The sequence below is a fragment of the Altericroceibacterium spongiae genome, assembly GCF_003610805.1.
Classification (GTDB): domain Bacteria; phylum Pseudomonadota; class Alphaproteobacteria; order Sphingomonadales; family Sphingomonadaceae; genus Altericroceibacterium; species Altericroceibacterium spongiae.
The window spans coordinates 119,712-129,305 of record NZ_RAPF01000007.1; the positions used below are offsets into that span (position 1 = coordinate 119,712).

8 protein-coding genes are annotated in these 9,594 nt (G+C 56.2%); 4 read left to right on the forward strand and 4 right to left on the reverse strand.

What is annotated here, in order from left to right:
• Positions 1-4 precede the first annotated feature (4 nt).
• The 3 genes from D6851_RS13940 to D6851_RS13950 all read left to right on the forward strand — a co-directional run bounded on the left by D6851_RS13940 (position 5) and on the right by D6851_RS13950 (position 5,022).
• On the forward strand, positions 5-3,178 hold the full coding sequence (locus tag D6851_RS13940) for an efflux RND transporter permease subunit (protein ID WP_120325502.1): 3,174 nt from the start codon (positions 5-7) through the stop codon (positions 3,176-3,178).
• A 96-nt stretch (positions 3,179-3,274) separates the two neighbouring features.
• Positions 3,275-4,483 (forward strand): DUF445 domain-containing protein, encoded by a 1,209-nt coding sequence (locus D6851_RS13945; protein ID WP_120325528.1) that lies wholly within the window; start codon positions 3,275-3,277, stop codon positions 4,481-4,483.
• Positions 4,480-5,022 (forward strand): GNAT family N-acetyltransferase, encoded by a 543-nt coding sequence (locus D6851_RS13950; protein WP_120325503.1) that lies wholly within the window; start codon positions 4,480-4,482, stop codon positions 5,020-5,022. The genes D6851_RS13945 and D6851_RS13950 overlap by 4 nt, the downstream gene beginning before the upstream one ends.
• Before the next feature lie 50 nt (positions 5,023-5,072).
• On the opposite strand, the gene D6851_RS13955 is transcribed toward D6851_RS13950, so the two are convergent.
• The 3 genes from D6851_RS13955 to sucC all read right to left on the reverse strand — a co-directional run bounded on the left by D6851_RS13955 (position 5,073) and on the right by sucC (position 8,282).
• Complete coding sequence (locus D6851_RS13955) at positions 5,073-6,008, reverse strand: electron transfer flavoprotein subunit alpha/FixB family protein (RefSeq protein ID WP_120325504.1); 936 nt, start codon at positions 6,006-6,008, stop codon at positions 5,073-5,075.
• Complete coding sequence (locus D6851_RS13960; protein ID WP_120325505.1) at positions 6,005-6,754, reverse strand: electron transfer flavoprotein subunit beta/FixA family protein; 750 nt, start codon at positions 6,752-6,754, stop codon at positions 6,005-6,007. Before D6851_RS13960 ends, D6851_RS13955 begins: the two co-directional genes overlap by 4 nt.
• Before the next feature lie 328 nt (positions 6,755-7,082).
• Entirely contained in the window at positions 7,083-8,282 is a 1,200-nt protein-coding gene (sucC, locus tag D6851_RS13965; RefSeq protein WP_120325506.1) for an ADP-forming succinate--CoA ligase subunit beta, read from the reverse strand.
• Between the two features lie 104 nt (positions 8,283-8,386).
• Between sucC and D6851_RS13970 the strand changes: the two genes are divergently transcribed.
• The gene (locus D6851_RS13970; protein ID WP_120325507.1) at positions 8,387-9,166 is read left to right on the forward strand and encodes a 3'(2'),5'-bisphosphate nucleotidase CysQ; all 780 of its coding nucleotides are present in this window, start codon (positions 8,387-8,389) and stop codon (positions 9,164-9,166) included.
• A 97-nt stretch (positions 9,167-9,263) separates the two neighbouring features.
• Here D6851_RS13970 and D6851_RS17925 read toward each other — a convergent pair.
• The coding region (locus D6851_RS17925; RefSeq protein ID WP_210210361.1) for a hypothetical protein at positions 9,264-9,594 on the reverse strand (331 nt) is incomplete at its 5' end.

Here is a 9,594-nt window from a genome sequence, read left to right on the forward strand (position 1 = left end):
CGCCATGAGCTTCCGCAATATCTCTGCCTGGTCGATCCGCAACCCGATCGTTCCACTGCTTTTATTCGCCGGATTGCTGCTGGCCGGGATGGTCAGCTTTTCCCGCATGGAAGTGCAGGATAATCCGGATATCGAATTTCCTCTGGTAATCGTGCAGATTTCACTGCCCGGTGCTGCGCCCACGGAAATCGAGAATCAGATCACCCAGCGCGTCGAAGCGGCGGTCAATACGATCAACGGGGTCGATCAGATCACCTCTACCGCGGAAGAAGGGTCGAGCCAGACCGAAATTCAGTTCGATCTTGGCACGAATATCAACGAAGCGGTCAACGACGTTAAAAACCAGATCGACCAGATTCGCGGGGAGTTGCCCGAAGGAATCCTCGAACCCTATGTCTTCAAGGTCGAGACGGCCAATAATACGCTGGTCTATTTCGGTATCGCTGCCGATGACATGACCATGGAGCAGCTTTCCTGGTTTGTGGACGACACGGTGACCAAAAGGTTGCTGAGTATTCCCGGTCTTGCCGAAGTAAACCGTTCGGGTGGTGTCGATCGCGAGATTCTCGTCATTCTCGATCCGGCGAAGATGCAGTCGCTTGGCGTAACCGCAACCGAAGTGAATCAGACGCTGCGGGCGCTCAATGTGAATGCGGCGGGTGGTCGGGCCGAAATTGCCGGTTCGCGCCAGTCGGTCCGGGTGCTCGGTAACGCCGAAGATGCCTATGATTTGTCGCAAACGCAGATTTCGCTGGGCAACGGGCGGACTATCAAACTTTCCGACATTGCCTCGGTGCAGGATAAATATGGCGAAGTCACCTCAGTTAGCCGGATCAATGGCAAGCAGGTGGTGACGTTCGGTGTCAGCCGCGCGCGCGGGGCATCCGATGTGACCGTCTATGATGAAGCGGTGGAAGTGCTGAAGAAAATCGAGGCGGAAAATCCGGGCGTGAGGTTTACCCGGCTCTATACCACCGTCGATTACACCAAGCAGCAATATGAAAGCTCGATCGCGGCGATGATCGAAGGGGCCGTGCTGGCCGTTGTCGTGGTGTTCTTCTTCCTGCGCGACTGGCGGGCGACGATCATTGCCGCGCTGGCTATTCCGCTTTCTGCTATTCCGACCTTCTGGTTCATGGACCTGCTGGGTTTCACGCTGAACCAGATGTCGCTGCTCGCGCTCGGACTGGTGGCCGGTGTGCTGGTCGATGACGCAATTGTCGAGATCGAGAATATCGTGCGCCATATGCGCATGGGTAAAACTGCCTATCAGGCGGCGATCGACGCTGCCGATGAAATCGGCCTCGCCGTGGTGGCGACGACCTTCTCTATCGTTGCGGTGTTCTTCCCGGTGGCCCTGATGCCCGGCGTTGCAGGGCAGTTCTTCAAGAATTTCGGCCTCACCGTGGTGGTGTCAGTGCTGATGAGTCTGGCCGTGGCGCGCATGATCACGCCCATGGTTGCGGCCTATTTCCTGAAAGCGCATGGCCATGCCGAACATGGCGGCGGATGGCTGATGGATCGTTATCTGTCCGTTTTGCGCTGGTCGCTCAGTGAAGGCCGGGTAAAAAATTATCGCAGCCGGCGCCAGAGGGCCGATGGGTCGGTACGGCTGCGCACACGCTTCGCCTCGCGCTTTCTCGATCATCGTTTGTGGATGATGGGGATTGGCCTTGCGGCCTTTATGCTGACGATTTTCTGTGCAGGCGTGTTGCCCAAGCAGTTCTTCCCCGATGCCGACAGCGATTTCAGCCGTCTTACTATCGAGATGGTGCCGGGCACGACGATCGAGCAGACCGGTGAAGTCACGCATAAGGTTGCGGCCATGTTGCGGGACCAGCCCGAGGTGGAATTTGCACTGGAACGGGTGCGGGAAGGCAATGCCACCATTTCGCTGACGCTGTCGCCTGACCGTCCGCGCAGCAGCGTGGAATTCGAGCGTGCCATGACGCCGGTCTTGCAGAAAATCCCCGATGCGCGGATCAATTTCGAAGGCAATAATCCCGGCAGTGGCGGGCGCCCGATTCAGGTGATGCTATCGGGCTCCGACCCGGAAAAGCTTAATCAGGCGGCAGCGCAGCTCGTAGAGCAGATGAAGGGTGTGGACGGTGCCGTCAGCCCGCGGATCGACGCCGATCTCCAGCGCCCTGAAATCATCATCAAACCGCGTGAGGATCTGGCCTCGAGCCTTGGCGTATCGACCTCGGCCATCAGCCAGACGGTTCGTATCGCGACACTGGGCGATATCGATCAGAATGCGGCAAAATTTTCGCTATCCGACCGCCAGATTCCGATCCGGGTGCGGCTGTCCGAAAAGGCCCGGCGCGATATTTCGGTTATCCGCAATCTGCCGGTGCAGACAGCCACTGGTGGTTCTGTGCCGCTGAGCCGGGTGGCGGATATCAGTTTCGGATCAGGCCCGACGACAATCGATCGTTTCAATCAGCAGCGTCGCATTTTCGTCAGCGCCGATCTTGCACCCGGCATTTCCAAAGGCACGGTGATGGAGCGAATCAACAATTTGCCGATCATGCGTGAATTGCCGACCGGTATTTCCAATGCACCTTTTGGCGAGGACAAGTTTCAGGCCGAATTGATCGCTAATTTCGAGATCGCTCTGGTCACCGGTATTTTCCTGGTCTTCGGTGTGCTGGTTCTGCTCTATCACCGCCTGGTTTCGCCGCTTGTGAACATGAGTTCGCTGTTTCTGGCCCCGTTAGGCGGCTTTCTGGCCCTCCTTGCGCTCGGTCAGCCTATCTCTTTGCCGGTCTTTATCGGTGTTTTGATGCTGTTCGGGATCGTGGCGAAGAATTCCATTCTGCTGATCGACTTCGCTATCGAGGAAATGGCAGCCGGGGCAAGCCGGTTCGATGCTATTGTCGAAGCGGGTCATAAACGTGCTCAGCCTATTCTGATGACGACGGTCGCTATGACGGCGGGCATGGTGCCAACGGCTCTGTCACTGTCCGGCGATGCCGCCTGGCGCGCGCCGATGGGCGTGGTCGTGATTGGCGGGTTGCTGCTCTCCACGCTGCTCACGCTGCTGATTGTGCCGGCCGGTTTCAGTCTGGCGGACGGTCTCGAAAAGCGTATCGGCCCGTGGCTTCGCACCCGTGTGTTGACTTACGATCCCAGTCATGCGGATAACGGTTCTTCCCACGCTCATCCGGCGGAGTAATCGGGAAGGAGAGATATGGCAGGCAGCTTTGATCAGCGCCCGGATTCCGGTGAAGCTGCCTCACTGTCTTCTCCTGTAGCGGATCGCGGACGCCCTATGCGGATCATTGCTGCCGGCCTGCTGCTGCTGATGGCGGCCATTTTTCTGGTGGCCCGTCATTTCGAACCGTCCTATCCGGTGCTGAGTTACCCTATCGCTTTTAGCGAAGCGGCAATGGTTGGCGGGCTGGCCGACTGGTTTGCGGTGACGGCACTGTTCCGCCATCCGCTGGGTCTGCCGATTCCTCATACGGCAATCATTCCGGAAAAGAAGAACCGCATCGCCGACAATATGGCGAAGTTCCTGCAGGCGAATTTCCTCACACCCGACGTGGTGGCCCGGCGTATGCGCTCTTTCAATCTGGCGCGTGCTGCAGGCGATTTCCTGATTGCCCCGTCCGGTGGCGGAGCCTCCCGGTTTCGGACGGGGGCAGGCGAATTACTGGCCGATATTCTGGAGTCTCTGGATCCTGACCGGCTTGGCAATCAGGTTCGTGCGGGACTGAAGTCCCAACTCGATAAGGTCGAGCTTTCACCTCTTCTTGGGCAGGCTTTGCAGAGTGCCATTGCCGATAAGCGTCATCTTCCTCTGCTCGACAATATGATCCGCTGGGCGGGCGTTGCGCTGGAACAAAATGAAGAGCTGGTTCGCGATATGGTGCGACAGCGCGCCAATGCGCTGGTACGCTGGACGGGGCTGGATGAACGACTGGCTAATTCAGTGCTCGATGGCCTTTACAAATTGCTGGCCGAGATTCTCATCAATCCTCAGCATCCTTTGCGGTTGAAAGTGGAAGAGGGGCTGGAAAAATATGCTCATGCGCTCATCTATGACGCCGTAACGCGTGAAAAGGTCGAGCATCTCAAACATGAGATTATCGACAATCCTGCCGTGGGAAACTGGTGGCAGGGTGTATGGGAAAGGATGCGCCTCGCCATGATCGATATGGCGCGCAATCCCGATGGCGCTTTGTCCGATCATCTTGGCGGTACACTTAGCGAACTGGGGCAGGCCTTACGCGAAGATGAGCAGCTACAGGCACAGATAAACCGTTTCGCCCGGCGGACGGCAGTGGGCCTGACCTCACGGCATGGCGGCCATATCGTTCAGCTTGTATCGGAAACGGTAAGGCGCTGGGATGCGCGTACCATTTCCGATAGAATTGAGGGGGCGGTTGGCCGCGATCTCCAGTTTATCCGGATCAATGGAACGCTGGTCGGCGGGCTGGTCGGCCTCGCCATTCATATTGTGGATCAGCTATTGTGAGCGAGGGCCCTCTATTGTTCACTGAGCGGCTCGAATTGTGGAAACCGCAGCCGCATGACATGCACGAAGCGATAGCACTGGCCCGCCATGAGGAAACCGCTCGCTTTCTCGGCGGGAACAAAACCTATGCTGAAGATGTGACGCGCTTCATGCGCCATACGGGAAGCTGGCTGCTTTTCGGTTACGGCAATTTCATGCTCCGCAAACGCGGTGAATTGCCGATTCTTGGCACATTGTCGATTTTTTACAGCTGGCGCGACCTGGGGGACGATATGGATGGCCACCCCGAAGCAGGATGGATTCTTCGACAGGGCATGGCGGGGCAAGGCTATGCCTATGAAGCTATGAGCGCCATTCTGGAATGGTTCGACGCACAGCACCGTCTGCCACTCAATTGTATGATAGAATTAAACAATACAGCTTCGATCAGACTGGCTGGAAAGCTGGGTTTCGAACGCATGCGCCAGACTGAATTGTCGGATGGCACCGTTGTGCAGCTCTTTCATCGGGAAGCGGGGGGAATGCGTAATCCGATATAAAAAGAGCGGGAAACCATCCCGCTCTTTTTGTCTGTTCCGTGCTGAGTATATCAGAGCTTGCCGGTAAGTTCCGGCACGGCATCGAACAGGTCGGCAACCAGGCCGATATCGGCAATCTGGAAGATCGGGGCGTCTTCGTCCTTATTGATCGCAACGATGGTCTTCGAATCCTTCATGCCGGCAAGATGCTGAATCGCGCCCGAAATACCCACGGCAATGTAAAGTTCCGGGGCAACAATCTTGCCGGTCTGACCGACTTGATAGTCATTCGAAATATAACCCGCGTCGACGGCGGCGCGTGAAGCCCCTACCGCTGCGCCCAGCTTATCTGCCAGAGGCGTGATGACCTGCTCGAACGTATCTGCATCCTTGAGCGCCCGCCCGCCGGAAACGACGATTTTTGCGCTGGTGAGATCGGGGCGTTCGCTTTCGGACGCTTCCAGACCGACAAAGCTCGACAGGCCGGCATCGCCGGTGCCGCTAATATCTTCGATGCTGGCCGACCCACCTTCCAAAGCCGCCTTGTCGAAAGCAGTGCCACGTACGGTAATAACCAGTTTGGAGTCCGAAGATTCGACGGTGGCGATGGCGTTGCCGGCATAGATCGGCCGAGCGAAAGTCTTTTCGCCCTCAACGGCCACGATATCGGAAATCTGCATGACATCGAGCTTGGCCGCGACGCGCGGGGCGATATTCTTGCCGCTACTGGTTGCCGATACCAGGAACGCATCGTACCCGCCCATCAGACCTGTCACCAAAGGCGCAATATTTTCTGCCAGCATCTTGGCGTAAGCGGGATCCGTAGCAAGCAGAACCTTTTCGACGCCGGCAATTTTAGCCGCAGCATCGGCAGCCTGTCTGGCTTCGTCACTGTCGCCTGCCACCAGAGCATGCACAGCGCCGATCTTGGCCGCTGCGGTGATGGTGGAAAGAGAAGATTCCTTTACGGTACCTGCTTCATGTTCGACGAGAACGAGGACAGTCATGCGTTTACTCCCAAGGCTTTGAGTTTTGCCACTAGCTCGTCCACGGAACCAACTTTCTCGCCTGCCTGGCGTAAGGGAGGTTCGGCCACTTTCAGCGTTTTGAGGCGAGGGGAGATATCGACGCCGTAATCCTCCGGAGTCTTTTCATCCATCGGTTTTTTCTTGGCCTTCATGATATTGGGCAAGGATGCATAACGCGGCTCATTGAGTCGGAGATCAGCGGTGACGATGGCCGGGAGGCTGAGTTTCACCGTTTCGAGGCCATCATCGACTTCCCGAATGACGGTGACCGAATCGTCATCGAGTTCGATCTTGCTGGCAAAGGTGCCTTGCGGACGGTCGAGCAAGGCAGCGAGCATCTGGCCGGTCTGATTGCTGTCATCGTCGATTGCCTGTTTGCCGAGGATGACCAGGCCCGGCTCTTCCTGAGCAACGACTTCCTTCAGAATCTTGGCGACAGCCAGCGGTTCGACTTCAGCTTCGGTCTGAATCAGGATGGCGCGGTCGGCACCCATGGCAAGAGCGGTACGCAGAACATCTTTGGCCTTGGGTACCCCGATGGATACGGCGACCACTTCCTCTGCTTTGCCCGCTTCCTTGAGACGCACGGCTTCTTCCACCGCGATCTCGTCAAAAGGATTCATGCTCATTTTGACATTAGCGATATCGACGCCCGAACCGTCGGGTTTGACCCGGGGTTTCACATTATAATCAATTACCCGTTTGACGGGTACGAGGATCTTCATGGGGTCAGCCCTTCCTCTCTCACTCGTGTAAAAAAGTTATGACAAATTACATTTCATGCCTTCGCGCCCGTTAAACGGATCGTCAAGAGGCGCTTTTGTCCGTTTCGGTATCCCGTCTCGATTTCAAAACGCGCCGGAGATGCATTGCCATCTGGTCGACAGGGATACCATAATCAAGAGAGAGCGAGCCCCTTGGGCACTTTCATTTGCTCAACTTGATCGAGGCGGAAAACCTTCTGTATTCTGCCCAATGAAAAATCGCCGAATGCACTAGGCACCCGGCGATTTTGCTGTCCGTCGAAACGGATAATCAGATGTTTCAGTAAAGTCAGGCAGCCTGCTTCACTTCGCCGACGATCTTCTTTGCAGCATCGCCCAGATCTTCCGCAGCTACGATCGGAAGGCCGGAATTGCTCAGAATATCCTTACCTTCCTGTACATTCGTGCCTTCGAGGCGAACCACCAGCGGTACCGACAGATCGACTTCCTTGGCGGCAGCGACAATGCCCTCGGCAATAATGTCGCACCGCATGATGCCGCCGAAAATATTGACCAGAATGCCTTCCACTGCCGGATCGGACAGGATAATCTTGAAAGCGGCAGTGACCTTTTCCTTATTGGCGCCACCGCCTACATCGAGGAAGTTTGCCGGGAAAGCACCGTTCAGCTTGATGATATCCATCGTCGCCATGGCGAGGCCGGCGCCGTTGACCATGCAGCCGATATTCCCGTCGAGCTTGATATAGGCCAGATCATATTTGCTGGCTTCGATCTCCATCGGGTCTTCTTCGGTTTCATCACGCATTTCGAACACATCCTTGTGCCGATAAAGCGCATTCGAATCGAAGCTCATCTTGGTATCGAGAACGAGCAGCTGACCGTCCTTGGTTTCCACCAGCGGATTGATTTCGAGCATGGCGCAATCGAGATCGATGAAAGCGGTATAAAGCTGCTTGGCCAGCTTTTGGGCCTGCTTGTTGAGATCGCCCGTCAGTTTGAGAGCGAAAGCGACCGCGCGGCCATGATGCGGCATAAAGCCCTGTGCCGGGTCGATGGTGATCGTGGTGATCTTCTCAGGAGTGGAATGAGCCACTTCCTCAATATCCATACCGCCTTCGGTCGAAACGATCATAGCAACGCGGCCGGTGGCACGATCGACGAGCAGCGAAAGATAATATTCGCTGGCGATATCGACACCGTCGGTGATGTACAGGCGGTTTACTTCCTTGCCGGCATCGCCGGTCTGTACTGTCACCAGTGTATTGCCGAGCATTTCCTTGGCATTGGCTTCGACCGCTTCAATCGAGTCGGACAGGCGGACACCGCCTTTGGCGTCCGGGCCAAGTTCCTTGAATTTGCCTTTACCGCGCCCGCCGGCATGGATCTGCGCTTTGACGACATAAAGTGGTCCGGGAAGCTTCTTGGCGCCTTCCACTGCTTCTTCAGCGGTTAGAGCGGGATAACCGGCAGGGATGCCGACACCGTATTTCGCAAGAAGTTCCTTGGCCTGATATTCATGGATATTCATTGGAGAGGGTCTCCGACTGGGAGGGACTAACAGACTCCCGAAGCGCATAAGCATATGCGAGAGCGCTTGAAAAGAGGGGCGTCTGCGCGCAATTCGGACAGCGAATGATAGATCAACTCCATCTTGAGCAAATTTGTCAGGAAGCAGGAGCCATTGCGATGCGGCAATGGCCCGGTGCCGGGCATGCTCTGGAGATATGGCACAAGGAAGGGGGAAGCCCTGTCTGTGCCGCTGATATTGCGGTTGATGCTTTTCTTAAAAGAGAGCTGGCAAAGCTGTTGCCGTCGGCGGGCTGGCTCTCCGAAGAAAGTGCCGATAATCCGGTGCGACTCGGGAAAGGGCTTCTCTGGGTGGTTGATCCGATTGATGGCACGCGCGATTTTATCCGGGGGCGTTCCGGCTGGGCTGTATCGGTTGCACTGGTGAGCGACGGCCGGCCCCTGCTGGCAATGCTCGTCGCGCCCGCCCGCAATGAAATATGGAGTGCAGTGGCCGGTCGCGGTGCGTGGCGCAATGGTGCGCCGCTTAGGGCCAGCGCCAGGACCTCTTTGTCAGGTGCTCGGGTTCCGGCTGATTCGCTCATGAAGGAAGATCGTGATCTGATTTTGGTTGGCAAACCCAATTCCATCGCCTTGCGGATAGCTATGGTCGCTGCCGATGAAGCGGACCTGGTGGCAACCTTGCGATGGGGATTCGAGTGGGACATTGCAGCGGCTACGCTAATTGCGCGACAGGCCGGCGCATATGTGAGCGATGCCTTTGGGCAGCCGTTGAATTTCAATAAACAGGATCCAAGAGCGTTTGGCCTGCTGGTTTGCGCACCTTCTATGCATGCAGCTGCGGTGGATCGTCTGGCCGACAGGGCTGAGCGCTATGCGCACTAATAGTTATTTGGAGCCGGGTTGCCATTTGGTCTGATTTCTCTTCAGCAAGGTTTGAATGGCAGTTACAAATAGGAACCAGATCGAACAGCCAGCGTTTTTAAGCGGCGGCTATAACGATGGAACTACTGCAAAAGCCCGAAAACCCGTCGACCATAAGCCTTAGCAAGGCAGCTAAGTGGATGATTGTTTCGTCGAATTGAAATTTTTTGACGATTTGGTCAAAAAAGGGTTTGACGGTTTGAGGTGATAACCATAGAAGGCGCTTCACCGACGGGGCACGGCGGTTTCGCCGGCCGTTGTTGGTCGCCAACAGGAACGGGATATTGGTCCTCCGGGAGGAATTTCGGGGATTATTTTTCTGTTTTTGTATTGGTGTGATCTTTGACATTGTAGTTATATGATGAAGGGACATGTGGGCGACGGCGTCC